At 69.2% G+C, this 17,841-nt stretch carries 12 protein-coding genes; 9 read left to right on the top strand and 3 right to left on the bottom strand.

Translation table 11 applies throughout. From position 1 onward, the window contains the following. Positions 1 to 17: 17 nt before the first annotated feature. Genes H9L21_RS12085 through H9L21_RS12060 form a run of 6 tightly spaced genes read left to right on the top strand, consistent with a single transcriptional unit; the run spans position 18 to position 7,938 of the window. Positions 18 to 692: an RcpC/CpaB family pilus assembly protein gene (locus tag H9L21_RS12085; protein ID WP_154596684.1), complete on the top strand. Its 675-nt coding sequence runs from the start codon at positions 18 to 20 to the stop codon at positions 690 to 692. Continuing rightward, positions 689 to 1,894 (top strand): CpaE/TadZ family protein, encoded by a 1,206-nt coding sequence (locus tag H9L21_RS12080; protein WP_154596685.1) that lies wholly within the window; start codon positions 689 to 691, stop codon positions 1,892 to 1,894. Before H9L21_RS12085 ends, H9L21_RS12080 begins: the two co-directional genes overlap by 4 nt. Further along, positions 1,891 to 3,252: a TadA family conjugal transfer-associated ATPase gene (locus tag H9L21_RS12075; RefSeq protein WP_154596686.1), complete on the top strand. Its 1,362-nt coding sequence runs from the start codon at positions 1,891 to 1,893 to the stop codon at positions 3,250 to 3,252. The genes H9L21_RS12080 and H9L21_RS12075 overlap by 4 nt, the downstream gene beginning before the upstream one ends. Next, positions 3,249 to 4,187: a type II secretion system F family protein gene (locus H9L21_RS12070; protein ID WP_154596687.1), complete on the top strand. Its 939-nt coding sequence runs from the start codon at positions 3,249 to 3,251 to the stop codon at positions 4,185 to 4,187. Before H9L21_RS12075 ends, H9L21_RS12070 begins: the two co-directional genes overlap by 4 nt. Continuing rightward, complete coding sequence (locus H9L21_RS12065; protein WP_154596688.1) at positions 4,187 to 5,071, top strand: type II secretion system F family protein; 885 nt, start codon at positions 4,187 to 4,189, stop codon at positions 5,069 to 5,071. Before H9L21_RS12070 ends, H9L21_RS12065 begins: the two co-directional genes overlap by 1 nt. 50 nt (positions 5,072 to 5,121) lie before the next feature. After that, a complete protein-coding gene (locus H9L21_RS12060) occupies positions 5,122 to 7,938 on the top strand; it encodes a hypothetical protein (RefSeq protein ID WP_154596689.1) in 2,817 nt (938 codons plus the stop codon). 52 nt (positions 7,939 to 7,990) lie between these two features. Here H9L21_RS12060 and H9L21_RS12055 read toward each other — a convergent pair whose 3' ends face one another. Then, positions 7,991 to 8,605: a vitamin K epoxide reductase family protein gene (locus tag H9L21_RS12055; protein ID WP_187411507.1), complete on the bottom strand. Its 615-nt coding sequence runs from the start codon at positions 8,603 to 8,605 to the stop codon at positions 7,991 to 7,993. 126 nt (positions 8,606 to 8,731) lie between these two features. Here H9L21_RS12055 and H9L21_RS12050 point away from each other — a divergent pair, with 126 nt between their 5' ends. The 3 genes from H9L21_RS12050 to H9L21_RS12040 all read left to right on the top strand — a co-directional run bounded on the left by H9L21_RS12050 (position 8,732) and on the right by H9L21_RS12040 (position 12,393). Continuing rightward, positions 8,732 to 10,207 (top strand): flavin-containing monooxygenase, encoded by a 1,476-nt coding sequence (locus tag H9L21_RS12050; RefSeq protein WP_154596691.1) that lies wholly within the window; start codon positions 8,732 to 8,734, stop codon positions 10,205 to 10,207. Positions 10,208 to 10,259: 52 nt separating this feature from the next. Further along, positions 10,260 to 11,285 (top strand): NAD(P)/FAD-dependent oxidoreductase, encoded by a 1,026-nt coding sequence (locus H9L21_RS12045; protein ID WP_154596692.1) that lies wholly within the window; start codon positions 10,260 to 10,262, stop codon positions 11,283 to 11,285. A 175-nt stretch (positions 11,286 to 11,460) separates the two neighbouring features. After that, positions 11,461 to 12,393 (top strand): DUF559 domain-containing protein, encoded by a 933-nt coding sequence (locus H9L21_RS12040; RefSeq protein WP_154596693.1) that lies wholly within the window; start codon positions 11,461 to 11,463, stop codon positions 12,391 to 12,393. A 62-nt stretch (positions 12,394 to 12,455) separates the two neighbouring features. On the opposite strand, the gene H9L21_RS12035 is transcribed toward H9L21_RS12040, so the two are convergent. Continuing rightward, positions 12,456 to 13,265 carry a DNA-formamidopyrimidine glycosylase family protein gene (locus H9L21_RS12035; RefSeq protein ID WP_154596694.1) on the bottom strand — a complete coding sequence of 270 codons (810 nt, stop codon included), beginning with the start codon at positions 13,263 to 13,265 and terminating at the stop codon, positions 12,456 to 12,458. Then, complete coding sequence (locus H9L21_RS12030) at positions 13,258 to 17,787, bottom strand: ATP-dependent helicase (protein WP_154596695.1); 4,530 nt, start codon at positions 17,785 to 17,787, stop codon at positions 13,258 to 13,260. Before H9L21_RS12030 ends, H9L21_RS12035 begins: the two co-directional genes overlap by 8 nt. Positions 17,788 to 17,841: the final 54 nt, after the last annotated feature.

Genomic DNA, 17,841 nt, shown 5'->3' with positions numbered 1-17,841 from the left:
CTCGAAGGACACGGTTCATGAACTCTCGCGTCATCGCCGCCATCGCCGCCGCCGTGCTGGCGATCATCGGCATCGGTGCTGTGGTCGCCTATGCGTCGAGCGCCAAGAGCCGAGCGTTCGAGGGTGCTGAGCTCGTGAAGGTGTACCGAGTCGTCAACGATCTCGGCGCGGACGCCGACTCGGCGGCCGTCAGTGACAACGTCGAGTTGGTCAGCCTGCCGAACGCGGCGGTCGCCAAGGGTGCCGTCGGTGACCTCAAGTCCATCGAAGGCCTCAAGACGACCGTTCCGCTGGTCGCCGGCGAGCAGCTGCTCGAGTCGCGGTTCGCGAAGGAGGGCGCCAAGGCGGCCGCGAAGGCGAACGTGCCTGATGGTCTACAGGAGATCGCGGTGACGCTCGATGCGGCCGCCGGCGTCGGCGAACGCGTCGACGAAGGAGTTCGGGTCGGCATCATCGCCACCTTCGAGGAAGGTGAAGACAAGCGGAGCCGGATGTTCGCGCAGAACATCATGGTCACCCATGTCAAGTCCAATGAGGACAATTCAATGGTGGTCACGCTGGCCGTGACCACCTCCCAGGCCACGCAGGTGGCCGCCGCCGCGCAGTTCGGACAGGTCCGTCTGACCGTCCAGAACGACAAGACCAGCCGTGATGGCGCGTCGGCCGTGGATGCGGGGAACCTTGTCAAGTGAGCATCATCGTCGTCATCACCGAATCCAGCCCTTACGCGGGTAGGCTGCGCCGCGTCGCAGACCGCCAGGTGGTGGGCCTCAAGCCCACCTTCACCGAGCACGCCCTGAACTCCATGCTGGGGACGATGCGTGCGATCGACCTCGTGGTCATCTGCGAGGACGTCGACGACGACCAGTCCATGGAGATGGCCGACATCGTGCACGACCACCAACTGGACGTGCCGGTCGTCCTGGTACGTGAGAAGCCCGAGCCGCTGTCGACCGAACAACGCCAGTTCGGCGTCGTCGAGTCCGTGTCAGCGGTTTCCTCCGACTTGGAGATCGAGCGACTGCTGGCACGCCACATCGGCTCGGCGATGCCCGGAGTTGCTGAAGGGCGGGACGCCACCGTCCCGACGGCGATTCCCGCCGCGCCGGTCATGCGAGTCGATCCCGAGGAGCACCGGGTGGTGGTCGTGCTCTCGCCCAAGGGCGGTGTCGGCAAGACCACCATCTCGACCAACCTGGCCATCGCCCTCTCTCGACGCACCCCGCTGGACACCGTGATCGTCGACTTCGACTCGCAGTTCGGTGACGTGGCGAGCGTCCTCAACGTCAATGCGCTGCACACCCTCGAGGACGCGTTCACGGAGGACGCGGTCCACCCACCCCTCGTCGTCAAGGGCCTCCTGAACGCGTTCGACGACAAGCTGCTCGTCCTGGCCGCCTCGGAGTCGCCGGCCGCTCTGGAGAAGATCACGCCCATCCAGGAGAGCGAGCTGCTCCGGCAGCTGTCCAAGGACTACGCGTTCGTCGTGGTGGACACGGGATCTGGCTTGACCGACGAGACGATGGCTGCCCTCGAGGTCGCCACCGACGTGATCATGGTGTCGACGATGGACGTCTCGAGCGTCAAGGCTCTGCGCCGGGCTGCCGACCTGCTGGACCGGATCGACCTGTTGCCCAGGAGTCGCCATCTGGTCGTCAACATGACCGAATCAGGCACGGGCCTCGAGGTCGAGGACATCGCCCAGGCCATGCAGATGCCGGTCGACGTCTCCATCGCACGATCCGTGGACATCGCCCTGTCGGTCAACACCGGCCGACCGCTGGCCCAGGCGAAGCGTTCGGCCGATCTGACCAGCGCCGTCGACAACATCGTCGCGAAGCTCCGCGGTGAGACAGCGCGCCGCAAGGGCGGCTTGTTCAGGAGGGACGAATGAGTATCACCGACCGCCTGCTGGCCGCCGAGAAGGTGGGTGAGGCCGCCCACCGGCCCACGGTCGCCCTGCAGCGTTCCGCCGTGCTGGACGACCTCAAGCGCCGGTCCGTCGAATCGCTGTTCCGCCGGATCGGAACCCGCATCAACGACGCGTCCCTGACGGACGTGCAGCTTCGCGACTTCGTGCGAACCGAGCTCGAGATCATCCTGCAGGAGGAGCACGTCCAGCTGGGCAGCATCGAGCGCGCCCAGCTCACTCGCGAGATCGAGGACGACGCCCTGGGCCTGGGCCCGATCCAGCGTCTCCTCGACGATGACGACATCAGCGAGATCATGGTCAACCACCCCTCGCAGATCTTCGTCGAGCGCAAGGGCAAGCTGACGCTCGCGGACGAGTCGTTCAGCTCCGAGGACCAGCTGCGGCGAGTCATCGAGCGCATCGTGGGCAAGGTCGGACGCCGCATCGACGAGTCGTCGCCACTGGTGGACGCTCGCCTGACCGACGGCTCCCGTGTCAACGCCGTGATCCCGCCGCTGGCGGTGCGCGGTTCCTCGCTGACGATCCGCAAGTTCGCCAAGAAGGCGCTCAGCATCCAGGACCTGATCAACTACGGCTCGCTGACCCCGGAGCTGGCCGAGCTGCTCGAGCTGTGTGTGCGCGGCCGGCTCAACATCCTCGTGTCCGGCGGTACCGGCACCGGCAAGACGACGCTGCTGAACGTGCTGTCCTCGTTCATCCCCGAGGACGAGCGCATCGTGACGATCGAGGATGCGATCGAGTTGAAGCTGCAGCAGGCGCACGTCGTGCAGCTGGAGGCCCGCCCGGCCAACATCGAGGGCCGCGGCGAGGTGACGATCCGCGACCTGGTCAAGAACTCGCTGCGCATGCGTCCCGATCGCGTCGTCATCGGCGAGTGCCGTTCCGGTGAGGCGCTCGACATGCTCCAGGCCATGAACACCGGCCACGACGGCTCCATTTCGACGCTGCACGCCAACTCTCCGCGCGACTGCATCGCCCGTTTGGAGACGCTGGTCCTGATGGCCGGCATGGATCTTCCCCTGCGGGCCATCCGTGAGCAGATCGGGTCGGCCGTCGACCTCATCGTCCAGATCTCGCGCCTGCGGGACGGTTCGCGTCGGATCACGTACGTGACCGAGCTGGTCGGGATCGAGGACGACGAGCCGGTGCTGCGCGACCTGTACCGCTTCAATTTCGCAGCGGGCTATGACGAGGACGGTCGTCCGCGCGGGTCCGTCGAGCCCGTCGGCGATGGCATCCACCTGATCGAGATGTTGGACGAGCGCGGCATCGCCGTGCCGCCCCACCTGCTCACCGCCCGCAAGGAGCCCGTCTCGTGACTTCCCTGTTGTCGATCGGCGTCGTGTCCATCCTGGTCTCGGTGGCGGCCTTCGGCTACGTCATGTTGCAGCCCGAACTGGCCAACCTGCGCTCGGAGCAGATGAAGACCGAGGCCTCAGGCGACGGTTCACAAACCACTACGTCGACTCCGGTCTACGACGCCATCGAGCGAGTCCTCAAGACGTTCGGACTCAAGCCGTTCACCGAGGAGGAGCTGTCGCTGGCCGGTATCAAGTCGAGCGTCACGTCGGTGGTGGCTACGACGTTGCTGATTGCCTTCGTCGCTTTCGCGGCAGGCCTGGCCCTGACTGGCTCGTTCTTCTTCGCTTTCATCCTGCTGTTGGCCGCGCCCTTCCTGGTGAAGATGTACGTCGGCGTCAGGACGTCACGTCGGCGCGCGAAATTCGGTCTCCAGATGTCAGAGACGATGAGCCAGTTCAGTTCGGCGTTGAAATCGGGCATGAACGTCCCCAACGCCTTGGGCAGCGTCGCCGCCGAGATGGAGGAGCCCATGGGCGAGGAGCTGGCCCGCATCGTCAATGAGACGAGGCTGGGGCGTGACCTGATCGATGGCATGAAGGACACTGCGGCACGCATGGACAGTGCCGACTTTCTCTGGGTGACCGAGGCCGTGGCGATCCAGCGTGAGTCCGGCGGGCGCCTGAGCGAGATCCTCGACCGCGTCACGGAGACGATCGGGCAACGCAATGAACTCCGGTTGAAGGTTCAGTCGTTGGCCTCGGAGGGGAAGGCTTCTGCCGTGATCCTGATGGGTCTGCCCGTGGCCGTCGGGCTTCTCTTCCTGCTGATCAACCGCCCCTACATGATGCCGTTGTTCAACACCGGCGCCGGCAAGATCCTGATGGTCATCAGCTTGGTGCTCTACGTACTGGGCGGACTGTGGCTTCGTTCGATCACGAAGGTGAAACTGTAATGCTGCTCATCGGAATCATCGCGATCTTCGGTGCCCTCGCCTTGTTGTTCAAGGCTCTCGGCATCTTCGGCAAGCAGGAGTCCGCCGCCGCGGCGCGCCTGCGCGAGCTCACCGAGTCCGAGCTCGTGGTCGCAGGCTCGGCGAAGGACCTGCACCAAAGCGCCCAGGGTGGCATGGGCTACCGGCTCACGCCGTCCGGCATCGTCGCGAAGGCCGAGCGCAATTACATGCTCGCCGGGCGGCCGGAGGGTTCGAGCGTCGCCAAGATCCTGATGCAAAAGGTCATCATCGGCTCCATCGGGATGGGACTGGGCATCATGATCTTCTCGAGCAAGGGTGGCCTGCTGGGCGTGATGATGTTGATCGGTGCACCGCTGATGGGCTACTTCGCGCCGGACATCATCTTGAACGGCAAAGCCGTCCGCCGCCAGGAGGAGATTCAGTACGCACTTCCGGACCTGCTGGACCAGATCACCATCTCGATCGAGTCCGGCACCAGCTTCGAGAACGCCTTGGCGCGCTCAGGCCAGACCGGCTCGGGACCGCTGGCGGACGAAATCGTCCGTACGGTCCAGGACATCAGTCTGGGCCTGCCGCGCCGGGAGGCCTACGAGGGGTTGGTCGCTCGCACGAACGTCGAGGAATTGCGCAAGTTCGTCCGCTCCGTACTTCAGGGAGAGGAGTTCGGTGTCCCGGTCTCGGACATCGTGCGAGACCAGGCCAATGAGATGCGTGTGGGCCGCCGCCTGCGTGCCGAGGGCGTCGCGAACCAGATCCCGGTCAAGATGCTGCTGCCGTTGATGGGCACGATCCTGCCGGTGCTGTTCATCATCGTGATCGGACCGGCGGTCATCGGTGCAATCAGCGCATTCAAGGGAGCATGACCCGTCGCCGGGCTTTGCCGGCTGCGGTTTCGGAAGCAGAGGGGATTTCCATGCGAAGGTTCATCAGTCCGGTCATTGCCGGCACGGTCCTGGGTGGTCTGTTGGCCGCCACGACGGCGTCTGTCGCCCACGCTGAGGCGTCGAACACGGCCCTGGCGACCGCGCTGGACGTACCCTCCGGAATCACGGTGACCCAAGCGGGGGACGCCCGGGCCTTCGAGGTCGAGAACCGGGCGTTCAACGACTTCCCCAGCCGTTTCGGCAACGGGCACTACGCCGTGATGTCCACTGGTAAGGCTTCCGACCTCTTCAACCTGAGCGTCCCCGGCGGACAGCCGTCGACCAACCTCAGCGGGGACGACCGCGCGTCGATGACTCTCTCCGTGGGCGCGGAGGCGGCCGCGAGCGGCTCGTGCCTGCTGGTCGACGTCGCGATGGGCACCGAGGAGCGCGTACACACGTACGATCCGAAGGCGACCGCCTCCGACCTCATCTCGCTGAAGCGCTCCGGTGATGACACCGAGTTTGCCCTGCACGCCGGACCGCGTTACATCGGCCAGGAGGGCGCACGCCCCGATGACGGCAGCAAGGTGGAGCCGACCGCCATGTCGGTCAACGCGATCGAGTACTGGCACGGGATCGACGAGGAGTTCGATCGCCAGCCCGACGACCAGAACGCGCCGTTGTTGGCGCCCGTGACGCCGTTCGACTTCTTCAGCTCCGTCGAGACCTTCGAGGTGCCGGTGTCGGCCGGTGACACCGTGACCCTGTCGATTGCCGACGCCAACAACGAGTCGCTCGACTCCCTCGCGATGGTCGACCACGTGCGGATGGCGCCCAGCTGCTCGACGTCCACCTCCGCCGAGACCGGGCTCTTCCCCCTCAAGCCCGTGATCGTCGTCGGGCACCGCGGCGTACAGAACATCCTGACCGCCGACCTGAAGCCCGACACGCCCCAGATCGAGCGCTACGACGCGGCGGACAACGGCTGGTACCCCAGCGGCGTGCATCTGCGATTCCGTTGGTACAAGTACTGGACGCAGTCGACTTCCTGCAACGACGGTGACCTCAAGCATTGGGAGGCCATCAATAACGCTGACCGGCAGAGCTTCTCGCCCACGATCGATGAGAAGGGGCGCTGTCTGATGGTCATGGTGACCGGACGCAAGGACGGTTTCCGCTCCGAGACCTTCCCCAGCCCCAACACCGCTGCGTGGACGCCCACGCTGCCGATCCAGGACGGGGTCTTCACCAACGTTGACGCGCCGACCATCTCCAGTGGCGACAGCGCCGGCGCCATCCGGGTGAACGACACCCTCTCGGCGACCTCCGGGGAGTTCACGCCGCGTCCTGACAGCTACGTCTTCCAGTGGTACGCGGACGGAGTGCCGATCTCCGGCGAGTCGGGACGCACGTTCAAGGTGACGCCGGTGCAGGCAGGCAAACGGATCAGCGTCCGCGTGACCGCCTCGCGCCTGAACTTCAGCAACCTCCCCGTGATGAGCGCGCCGACCGAGACGGTCGACCTGCTGCAGTTGACCGCCACCCCCACCCCCGAGGTGACCGGCACGGGGCGGGCGCTCGACGAGTTGGTGGCCGTCCCGGGCACGTGGCAGCCGGCGCCCGTGTCGTTGACGTACCAGTGGTACGTCGACAACACGCAGATCACGGGGGCGACCGCACCCACCTACAAACCCACGGCCGCGCAGGTCGGCAAGCGGGTTGCGGTGCGCGTCACCGGCCGTCGCGACGGCTACCAGGTCGTGACTCGCGAGAGCGCAGCCAGGACGATCACCCTCCGGGCGTTTTTGCAGGCGCCGATTCCCACGATCACCGGTGACGGCTTCGTCGGCGATCAACTGACCGCCGATCCGGGTGTGTGGGACCCAGCGGTCAGTCCGACGTACCAGTGGTACGCCGACGGCAAGCGGATCGAGAATGCGACCACGAGGGCATACAGGCCCAATGAGCAACAGGAAGGGCAGCGCATCCACGTGGTCACCACGGGTGCTTCCTCCGGCTACGAGACGGTCTCGCGGCAGAGTGATCCCGTCGTGGTGCGGTTGCGCGAGCTCGTCGGACCCGTTCCTCAGATCGTCAACGACAGCCTCATCGGCGGTTCGGTCGAAGCCTTCGCCGGAACGTGGACGCCATCCAACGCTTTCCTCAGGTACCAATGGTTCGCCGACGGCAAGCCGCTCAGTAACGCGAGTTCCAAGTCGCTCTTCCTCTCCGAGAATCTGCGCGGGAAGTCCATCACTGTCGAAGTGACGGGATCCCTGCTGAACTACCGCACGCAGGTGCGCAAGAGTGCCCCCGTCATCGTCCGCGCCCACGGTTTCCTGACCCGAGCGCCGAGGGTCACCGGCCGGCTGCAGGTCGGCGGGGCCGTGATGGCGCAACCCGGTGGCTGGTTGCCGTCGCCGACCACGACGTCCTACGAGTGGTATGCCGGGACGCGGCTCCTCGGGCGGGGTACGTACCTCAATGTGCCCCCCGCGGCGGCGGGGAAGCGCCTGCGTCTTGTCATGACGGGCAGCCGCTTGTACTACGACACCGCCAGCGCCAGCGTGACCACCGGCGTCGTCGCTGCGGGAGCCATCTCGTCAAACGTGCCGAGCATCTCAGGAACCGCCCGGCCCAAGAAGGTCCTGCGAGCGTCGCCTGGCTACTGGGGGCCGGCGCCGGTGAGGTACACCTACCGGTGGTACGTCGGATCGAAGGCGATCAAGGGTGCGACGAAGTCGTCCTACAAGGTGCCCAAGAAGTACCGCGGCAAGAAGATCCGCGTCCGAGTCACGGGGACGAAGTCCGGTTACAAGACCGTGGCGCGGTACTCCAAGTACAAGAAGATCGCCAAGAAGTAGCGCCAGATGACGAAGGCCCGGCCGGTTTCCCGGCCGGGCCTTCGTCATGGCCTCAGCGAGGGGCCCAGAGCGTCTCGCCGAACTCGAACCAGATGACTGCGACGACGGCGATGATCCACAGGGCCGAGATCAGGACGGTCCAGTTCTTGAGGAAGCGGTTCCCGGTGACGCGCGCCGTGACGGCGACGAACATCGGGATCATCATGGCCCAGACGACCATGCACCAGGGGCAGAGGACGCCGATCTCCCAGATGGCTTGGTATTGCAGCCAGGTCACGAAGCCGATGCCGAACAGCACGCCGACCTGCAGACCGCCCCAGATCCAACGGGGCAGCGCCACCCCGCTGGCCAGCAGCACGCCGAGGGTCACCACGACGGCGAACGCCACTGCGCCGATGAAGGTGTTCGGGAAGCCGAACACCTCGGACTGGTTGGACGACACGACCTCGCTGCAGTCGACGAAAGCGGACAGGCTGCAGCTCAGCTCCTTGGTCTTGCCCTCGGTCTCGGCCTGCAGCAGTGCGATCTTGTCGTAGGTCAGGGTCAGCGAGGACCACAGCGCGATGGCGCCCGAGATGGCCAGGAAGATCCCGAGGCCCCGGTCCGAGCCGGGCGTCTCGTCATCGGCAGGCGCGGGGGCGGGCGCGGCCGAGGCAACAGCGGTCATGGGGCAAATCCTAGACGGCCGGAGGTCATCGGCCCAGAGACGCGAATCCACGGCCTGGCTCAGACCAGTGACGCGGGCCACAACTGCTGTTAATGTGACATCACCAATGTCACATAGGAGTGTGCAATGACCGATCATGTCGACGTCCTCATCGTCGGTGCCGGCCTCTCGGGAATCGGAGCCGCCTACCGCCTGCAGGAGCGTGCCCCGGGCCGGACCTACGCCGTGCTCGAGCAGCGCGACGCGATCGGCGGCACGTGGGACCTGTTCCGGTACCCCGGCGTGCGCTCGGACTCCGACATGTACACGCTCAGCTTCCCGTTCGAGCCGTGGACGCACCCCAAGGCCATCGCCGACGGTGCTGACATCCGCCAGTACCTCGAGACCACCGCCGCGAAGCACGGCATCGCTGAGAAGATCCGCTTCGGGCGGCGCGTGGCCACGGCCGACTGGTCCAGCGACACCGCCACGTGGACGGTCTCCAGCACCCTGGCCGACGGCTCGACCGAGACGATCACCGCCAACTTCCTCTACCTGTGCAGCGGCTACTACAGCTACGACGAGGGATACACCCCCGACTTCCCGGGTCTGGAGTCCTATGAGGGCGAGTTGGTCCATCCTCAGTTCTGGCCCGAGGACCTCGACCACGCCGGCAAGAACGTCGTCGTCATCGGCTCCGGCGCCACCGCGATCACGCTCTTGCCGTCGATGGCGCAGGACGCCGCCAAGGTCACGATGCTCCAGCGCACCCCGACGTACGTGCTGAGTCAGCCGGGCAGCGACCCCGTCGCCAACGTCGCGAAGCGCTTCCTGCCCAAGCAGCTCGTCCACAACGTCGCCCGGCTCCGCTACGCCGTGATGACGGTCGGCTTCTACATGTTCTGCCGCGCGTTCCCGCGGGTCGCCCGCGCGATCCTGCTCGGCCTGACCGGCAAGTCGATGCCCGGCGTCGACCGCGCCAGCCTCAAGCCGCCGTACAAGCCCTGGGACCAGCGGTTGTGCGTCGTACCCGGCGGCGACCTCTACAAGGCGGTGCGCGCGGGCAAGGCCGACATCGTCACCGACCGCATCACCGAGTTCACGCCGAAGGGCATCGCGCTGCAGTCCGGTGAGCACCTCGACGCCGACATCGTGGTGACCGCGACCGGGCTCAAGCTGGTCGCCCTGGGTCAGATCGACGTGACGATCGACGGCACCAAGGTCGACCCGCACGAGCTCTACACGTACAAGGGCCAGATGTTCAGTGGCGTGCCGAACCTCGCCTGGTGCGTCGGGTACACGAACGCCTCCTGGACGCTGCGCGCCGACCTGACGTGGAAGTACGTCGCGGACTACCTCAACCACCTCGATGCGAACGGCTACGCCTACGGGATCCCGGATCCGGCGGCCGACTTCGGTCACGACGAGCGCCTGTTGGACCTCAACTCGGGCTACATCGCCCGTGCCGACGAACTGCTGCCGAGGTCGGGTGCCCGCACGCCGTGGAAGGTGCGCCAGAACTGGTTCCTCGACACGTGGGACGCCAAGCACACCGACCTCGACGAGGACATGATCTGGGTCCGCACCGCCGACCTGCCGGCGGCACGCGCCGAGGTCGTCTGACGCGGGTCGCGGTTTCCGGACGGGTGGCCCCGGTGTCGGCCATGATGTGTCGATGGACGTCATCGTCATCGGGGGCGGGATCTCGGGTCTGGCCATCGCGTACGAGCTGGCCGCGGACCGCGAGGTCCTGCTGCTCGAGGCCGAGAAGTCCCTCGGCCTGCACACGACAGGTCGTTCGGCCGCGACCTGGATCGGCTCGTACGGCCCGCCGGTGGTGCGCGAGTTCACCACCGCGAGTCACGACTACCTGATCGACCCGCCGTTCGACATCGACGGCCCCGTCGCGTCACCGATGTCGTGTCTGTGGCTGGGCGTCAATGGCCGCGACGCGGAGGTCCACCGGCTCGTGGCCGAGACGGCGGCCGAGCTGGTCGACGGTGCCGAGGCCGAACGGCTGTGTCCGGTGCTGCGGCCCGGTGCCATCGCGGTCGCGGCCTGGGACGAGACCGCCCTGGACCTCGACGTCATGGGACTGCACCACGCCTACACCCGCGCCTTCCGCGCCCGGGGCGGCACCGTCGCCACGTCCGCTCGCGTCGCGTCGGCGCTGCGGGACGCGGGGGAGTGGGTCGTCACCACGACCTCGGGTGACGTGTTCCGCGCCGACGTCGTCGTGAACGCCTCGGGCGCTTGGGGCGACGTGGTGGGCTCCCTGTTCGGCGCCGAGCGGCTTCGGCTCGAGCCGCGCCGCCGCACGCTCTTCCAGTCGCCGACGACCGTCTCGCTCGAGGGTGTGCCGTTCACCGCGGGGATCGACGACGGCTTCTACTTCAAGGCCGAGGGAGGTGCGGTGCTCTGCTCGCCGCAGGACGCCACCTTGCACGAGCCCGGTGACCCCAAGCCCGATGAGCTCGAGATCGCCCGCGCCATCGAGTCCGTCAACGACGTCACGACGCTGGGTCTGCGCAGCGTGCGCACCGCCTGGGCCGGCCTGCGCACCTTCGCCCCCGACGGCAACCCCGTCACCCGTTGGGACGCGAAGGCCGACGGCTTCTTCTGGTACGTCGGCCAGGCGGGCTACGGCATCCAGATGGCCCCGGCCCTCGCCCAACACGCCGCGGCCCTGATTCGCACCTGACTCTGCGGTGCCCCGCCTCCGGCGGGCGAGATGTGTAGCGTTCCGCACGCTATTCGGCCGAAAAAGGTGCGTAGGGCTACAGATCCGCGGCCCGGGGCTGTGGACCTTCGCGCCGCGTCCACAGGGTGACCGTCGGGGCTGTTCGGGCGGGTTGTCGTCGGGCCACTCTCGCCGGATGCTGCCCGTTCCCGCTGAGTTCCGCGATCGCCCGTTCGGCCTCGCCGAGGCGCAGGCGCAAGGCCTGACTCGGCGCGCCCTGGGCGGGGCCCGATTCGTGAGGGTCTTCCGCGGCGTCTACGCCCACGCGGACCTGCCGTTGGGTCTGCGGGAGCAGTTGCTGGCCGCGCTCCTGGCGGGTCCGGCCGATGCCGTGGTGAGCCACCGAACCGCTCTGGCTTGGTACGGCCTGGAGTTGAGCGGGGGTGCCGACGGCCGGATCCACCTGTCGACGCGTCTGAACGCCGTGTGTCGAGAGGAACGGATCCGAGTCCACCGGCGCTTGCACCCCATCTCCTCCCGCGACCTGCGCGCGATCCCGGCGACCTCACCGGAGCGGACCTTCGTCGACTGTGCGGCGCAGTTCACCCTCGTGCAGTCGGTGGCCGCGGCCGACTGGCTCATCGCCCAGAAGCTGACGACGGCGCAGCGGCTGATGGCCTACTGCGAGACGCGGCACCTCGACGGTGTGGTGGCGGCGCGGCGGGCTCTCGGCCACGTCGGCCCGGACAGCCGTTCGCCGATGGAGTCGTTCGTCCGTCTGCTGATGCAGCTGGCGGGACTGCCGACACCGGTGTGCAACTTCGACGTGCACGACGCCGAGGGCATCTTCCTGGCGTGCACGGACTTCGCCTGGCCCGAGTTCAAGGTGGCCGTGGAGTACGACGGACGGTGGCACGACGAGCCGCGGCAACGCGTCCGTGATCGGGACCGGCGGGAGTACCTGGAGGCCCAGGGTTGGAGCGTGGTCGTGCTGGTCGACCGCGACCTGCGGGTGCCGTTGGACATGGTGCGGCGCATCCATCGCCGGCTCACCGCGCACGGACACACCGGGCCTGCCCCGTGGCTGTCCTTCGACGACGCCGCAATGTTCGCGCCCGGCGCCTTCTGACGCCCCGGCGCCCGAGAGGTGGAGCACTGCGTACCTTTTCGGGGCGAAAAGTGTGCGGAACGCTACACATCTGGCCCGCCGGAGGCGGGAGGTTGGCAGGTGGGGCAGAAATAGACGCGGCGCTCCTGGGTGGGTGGGCCGAGGGCGGTCTCGCCGATGAGGGTGCCGCAGCGGCGGCAGGGGCGGCCCGAGCGGCTGAAGACCCAGTGCAGCTCGCCGGGGCGCAGGCTGCCGGTGAAGGATCGCTCGATCCGGTCGCGGTTGGCGCGGATGAGCTTGACCCCGCGGTCGAGGATGCGCTCGATGTCGACCTCGCCGACCGGGGTGCGGGGATCGACGGCGGACAGGTAGAGCGTCTCATTGACGAACTCGTTGCCGAACCCGGCGACCTTGCGCTGGTCGTGCAGGGCCACGAACACCGGTACCTCGGGATCCCGCCGCAGGTTCGCCAGCGCGAGGTCGCGATCGAACAGCGGGTCGAGGACGTCGGGGCCGAGGTGACCAACGGCGGACGCCTCGTCGGCGCGGGGCAGCACTTCGATGATGCCGAGGCTGAAGCCCACCGCCACCCACTCGTCGGTGCGCAGGATCGCCCGCACCGTGTGGGCGGGGCGGCGCAGGCCACCGCGCCGCAGGGTCGCCGGCCGGTAGAGGTGCCAGGAGCCCTCCATCTTCAGGTGCGAGTGGACCGAGTGCTCGTCGGTGCGCATCAGCAGGTGCTTGCCGACGCTGACCACCTCGCGCAGGACCTCGCCGGTCAGGTCGACGGTGGCGTAGCGCGGCACCCGGAACTCGGTCGACGTCAGCACACGCCCCGCCAAAGCCTCGTTCAGGTGGTGGGCGGTGCGCCAGACGGTGTCGCCCTCAGGCATCGAGGCGCAGTCCCTTGAGATGGGCCTCGAAACCGGCCGCGGCCAGTGCCTGACCCAACGGCGTCGAGGCGACGGGCTCGCCGTCGGCGGTCTGCACGGTGAGCCGGCCCAGTCGTCCGCGCCGGACCGTCCGGACCAGGGACTCGGCCGCCGCCATGAGCGCCGCGGGCTGGTCGGTGAACGTCAGCGCCGACTTGCCGCCGCGCTCGAGGTACAGGACGGCGCGTCCGTCGTGAATGACCACCAGGGAGCCCGCCTTGCGGGCCGGCCGGTGGCCGTCGGCGCCGCGATCGGGCCACGGCAGTGCGGCGCCGAACGGGTTGGCCGGATCGGTGGCCGCCAGCGTGACGGCCGGAGTGTCCGCCGGCTCGTCGTCGTCGCGGACGAACGACCGCAGGCGGTCGACGACGCCGGGTGCCGCGAACTGCGCGGCGCCGAGCGAGTCGACGAAGTAGCCGCGCAGGGCAGAGCCGTTCTGCTCCATCTCGCGCAGGACGCGGTAGATCGCGGCGAAGCCACCGGGCGTCTGCTCGGCCTGGACCGATCCGCGGGTGACGACGCCGTAGCGGTTCAGCAGCGTCTCGGCGCGGGCGATGTGCTCGGTCGTGGTCTGGCCGCCGAGCGGGACCGAGAACCAGCGTCCCGAGGCGATCGGCGGGACGACGGCACGCGGGGCGCGCATCCGGCCACCGATCATCCGGGCGCGGGGCGCCTGACGCCGGGTGCGGTGCGCACCGCCACCGGCCACGAGGCTGCGCACGGGTGCGAACGTGTCGTTGCTGACCTGGCCGCTCCAGACCAGCTCCCACAGCGCCTCGACCAGGCCTTCGCGCTCGGTGCCGTCGATCCGGGAGGCCAACTCGCTGAACAGCCACGCCCCGGAGTCGCCGAGGACCTCGAGCAGCCGACCGGCCGGCGTGTCGGCACCGGCCTCGACCAGATCGCCCGTGGGGAGCCCCGGGGTGTCGCCGGGCAGCAGCCGGACCCAGCCGTCGCGACCGGGCAGCGTGCCGGCGCCGGTCCAGGTGACCTCGCCCGCGGTGGTCAGCTCGTCGAGCATCGCGGGGGAGTAGTCGCTGACCCGCGAGGGCAGGACGAGCGACTCCCACGCGCTGGCGGGCAGGGCCGCGCCGGCCAGCTGCTCGACCACCGTCAGCACGCCGTCGGGTCCGCGCAGGCGGGAGCCCACGTGCTGCCACGAGGGCAGGAACCGCGCGAACGCGGCCGCATCGACCGGCTCGACCTGCTGGCGCGCGGCGGCCAGGGACCGGTTCCGCAACCGGCGCAGCACCTCGGCGTCGACCCACTCGGTGTCGCCGGACGCGACCGGCAGGAACTCGCCACGGGTGACCCGGCCGGCGTCGGCGAGTCGCTGCAGGGCATCGCGCACGACGGCCGGGCCGAGCGCCAGTCGTCGGGCGACCGACTCGGTGGTGAATGGTCCGTGGGTGCGGGCGAAGCGCGCGACCAGCTCGCCCAGGGGGTCGGGTCCGGGTGCGAGATGGGCCTCGGCGACCCCGAGCGGGAGGGCCGTGCCGAGTGCCTCGCGCAACCGACCGGCGTCCTCGACGGCCGCCCAGCGCAGCTGCCCGCCCACCTGCACCTCGATCGCGCGCCGCGACTCGCGCAGCTCCTTGAGCCAGGCGCCGGCCTCGAGCCGCGCGTCCGGCAGCGTGCGCTCGGCGACTTCGTCGGAGGTCAAGGGACCGAGCAGCCGGAGCAGATCGGCGACGCCCTCGAGGTTCTTGGCCTGGCGCTCGGGCACGAGCCGCTGCAGCTCGGCCTCGGTCTGCTGGACGACCTCCGGGTCGAGCAGCTCGCGCAGGTCGGCGCGGCCGAGCAACTGTCCGAGCAGCTCGGGGTCGAGGGTCAGGGCGGCCGCGCGCCGCTCGGCAAGGGGCAGGTCGCTGTCGTAGAGGAAGGCGCCGACGTAGCCGAACAGCAGTCGCTGGGCGAACGGCGAGGCGTTGTCGGTGCCCACCTCGACCAGCGCGACCTCGCGGGAGCGGAGTCGCCGCGCCAACGTCATCAGGGCGGGCAGGTCGTAGACGTCCTGCAGGACCTCGCGCGCGGTCTCGAGCAGGATCGGGAAGTCGGGGTACTTGCGCGTGACGTCGAGCAGCATCGCCGCGCGCCGGCGCTGCTGCCACAGCGGGGCGCGGGCACCCGGATTGCGACGCGGCAGCAGCAGGGCGCGCGCGGCGCACTCGCGGAACCGGGCCGCGAACAGGGCTGATCCGCCGACCAGCTCGGTGACCTGGGACTCGAGGTCCTCGGGGTCCTCGAGGTCGAACAGGTCCGCGCCGGGCGGCTCGCCGGTGACGTCGGGCACCCGGGCGACGATGCCGTCATCGGAGGCCACGACCGCGCCGTCGACCCCGAACCGCTGCTCGATCCGCCGGCCGACGACGAGTGCCCAGGGAGCGTGCACGGCGCGGCCGTAGGGGGAGAGCAGCACGAGCCGCCAGTCGCCGACCTCGTCGCGGAACCGCTCGACGACCAGCGTCGTGTCGGTCGGCAGCTGACGCGTCGCCTCGACCTGGTCGGTGATCAGTGCGGCGAGGTTGGCGACGGCGTAGGCATCGAGTCCGACCTCCTCGACCCGCGCGCGCTGCTTCGCGGGCGACAGGGCGCTGAGCTCGCGCAGGAACGCGCCCATCGCCTCGCCCAGCTCGTAGGGCCGGCCGACCGCGTCGCCGCGCCAGAACGGCAGACGCGCGGGCAGGCCGAACGCCGGCACGACGATGACCCGGTCGGCGGTGATCTCCATGATCCGCCAGCTGGTCGCGCCCAGGGCGATCACGTCGTTGATGCGCGACTCGTAGACCATCTCCTCGTCGAGCTCGCCGACGCGACGCCCCGCGGTGCCCTCCTCGCCGGCGAGGACGACCGAGAACATGCCACGGTCGGGGATCGTGCCGCCGCTGGTGACGGCCAGGCGCTGGGCCCCGGGGCGGCCGGTCAGCGTGCCGGCCTGGCGGTCCCACACGGCGCGGGGCCGCAGCTCGGCGAACTCGTCGGAGGGGTATCGCCCGGCGACCAGGTCGAGCGTGGCGACGAAGGCGGCGTGCGGCAGGGTCGCGAAGGGGGCCGAGCGGCGCAGGGTCTCGAACCACGCCTCGACGTCGATCGGCTCGAGGGCGCAGGCCGCCACGGTCTGCTGGGCCAGCACGTCGAGCGGGTTCGCCGGGACGGACAGGCGCTCGATCCGGCCGGCGAGCATCCGCTCGACCGTGACGGTGGTGGAGAGCAGGTCGTGCCGGCCGGTGGGGAACACGAGGCCGCGGGAGACCTCGCCGACCTGGTGGCCCGCGCGGCCCACGCGCTGGAGGCCCGAGGCGACCGAGGGCGGTGCGGACACCTGGATGACGAGGTCGACCGCACCCATGTCGATGCCCAGCTCGAGACTGGAGGTGGCGACGACGCACCGCAGCCGGCCGGACTTCAGGTCGTCCTCGATCAGCGCGCGCTGCTCCTTGCTGACCGAGCCGTGGTGGGCCCGGGCCAGCACGGGCTCGGTGCCCAGGGAGACCCCGGACAACCCGCCCATGTGCGCGGGCTGTCGGCTCGCCGGCTCGGGCCGGGAGCCCGTCTCGCGCTCGACCCACACCTCGTTGAGCCGTTGCGTCAGCCGCTCGGCCACGCCGCGACTGTTGGCGAAGACGATCGTGGTGCGCGCCTGCTCGATCGCGTCGACGATCGCCTCCTCGACGTGCGGCCAGATCGTGCCGCCGGCCTCCTTCGGTTCGTCCAGGCCGCGGGCGGCGCTGCCCTCGCGCGGTCCCTCGTGGCGCGGCGGCAGCTCGGTGAGGTCCTCGACCGGCACCCGCACCGACAACTCGAGCCGCGACGGTGCCTCGGGGGCCACGACCTCGACGGGGGCCCGGCCGCCCAGGAACCGCGCGACCTCGTCATGAGGGCTGACGGTGGCCGACAGGCCGATCCGCTGCGCGGGCTTTTCGAGCAGGTCGTCCAGTCGCTCGAGCGAAACCGCCAGGTGGGCACCGCGCTTGGTGCCGGCGACGGCGTGCACCTCGTCGACGATGACCGTGTGGACCCCGCGCAGCATCTCGCGCGAGGCCGAGGTGAGGACCAGGAACAGCGACTCGGGCGTGGTGATCAGCACGTCGGGCGGATGCGACTGCAGCCGACGACGCTCGGCCGGGGGAGTGTCGCCCGTGCGCACGCCGACGGTGACGGGAGCCAGCTCCTGGCCCAGCCGCGCCGCGACGCCCGAGATCCCCACCAGCGGCGACCGCAGGTTGCGCTCGACGTCGACCGCCAGCGCCTTGAGCGGCGAGATGTAGAGCACCGACGTGCCCTCGGGCTCGACGTCGCGATCACGGTGCAGCAGTCCGTCGATCGCCGACAGGAACGCGGCGAGCGTCTTGCCCGAGCCGGTCGGTGCGACGACGAGCGTGTGCCGACCCCGCTCGATCGCCTGCCAAGCGCCCGTCTGGGCGGGAGTGGGCCCGGCGAACGACTCGTCGAACCACGTGGTGGTCGCCTCGCCGAAACCCATGGACCCATGGTGGCACCGAGGTCCGACAGCGGCCCCGCGAAAGGGAGACGGACG

This window comes from Aeromicrobium senzhongii (assembly GCF_014334735.1).
GTDB lineage: Bacteria > Actinomycetota > Actinomycetes > Propionibacteriales > Nocardioidaceae > Aeromicrobium > Aeromicrobium senzhongii.
Note: the sequence above shows the minus strand (reverse complement) of the source record. Positions and strands in the feature narration are given on the sequence as shown.

Excerpts from the sequence above, each read along its gene's own strand:
- H9L21_RS12065 (WP_154596688.1), top strand. The coding sequence starts at position 4,187 with ATGCTGCTCATCGGAATCATCGCGATCTTCGGTGCCCTCGCCTTGTTG.
- H9L21_RS12050 (WP_154596691.1), top strand. The coding sequence starts at position 8,732 with ATGACCGATCATGTCGACGTCCTCATCGTCGGTGCCGGCCTCTCGGGA.
- H9L21_RS12040 (WP_154596693.1), top strand. The coding sequence starts at position 11,461 with ATGCTGCCCGTTCCCGCTGAGTTCCGCGATCGCCCGTTCGGCCTCGCC.
- H9L21_RS12045 (WP_154596692.1), top strand. The coding sequence starts at position 10,260 with ATGGACGTCATCGTCATCGGGGGCGGGATCTCGGGTCTGGCCATCGCG.
- H9L21_RS12060 (WP_154596689.1), top strand. The coding sequence starts at position 5,122 with ATGCGAAGGTTCATCAGTCCGGTCATTGCCGGCACGGTCCTGGGTGGT.
- H9L21_RS12075 (WP_154596686.1), top strand. The coding sequence starts at position 1,891 with ATGAGTATCACCGACCGCCTGCTGGCCGCCGAGAAGGTGGGTGAGGCC.
- H9L21_RS12085 (WP_154596684.1), top strand. The coding sequence starts at position 18 with ATGAACTCTCGCGTCATCGCCGCCATCGCCGCCGCCGTGCTGGCGATC.
- H9L21_RS12055 (WP_187411507.1), bottom strand. The coding sequence starts at position 8,605 with ATGACCGCTGTTGCCTCGGCCGCGCCCGCCCCCGCGCCTGCCGATGAC.
- H9L21_RS12035 (WP_154596694.1), bottom strand. The coding sequence starts at position 13,265 with ATGCCTGAGGGCGACACCGTCTGGCGCACCGCCCACCACCTGAACGAG.
- H9L21_RS12030 (WP_154596695.1), bottom strand. The coding sequence starts at position 17,787 with ATGGGTTTCGGCGAGGCGACCACCACGTGGTTCGACGAGTCGTTCGCC.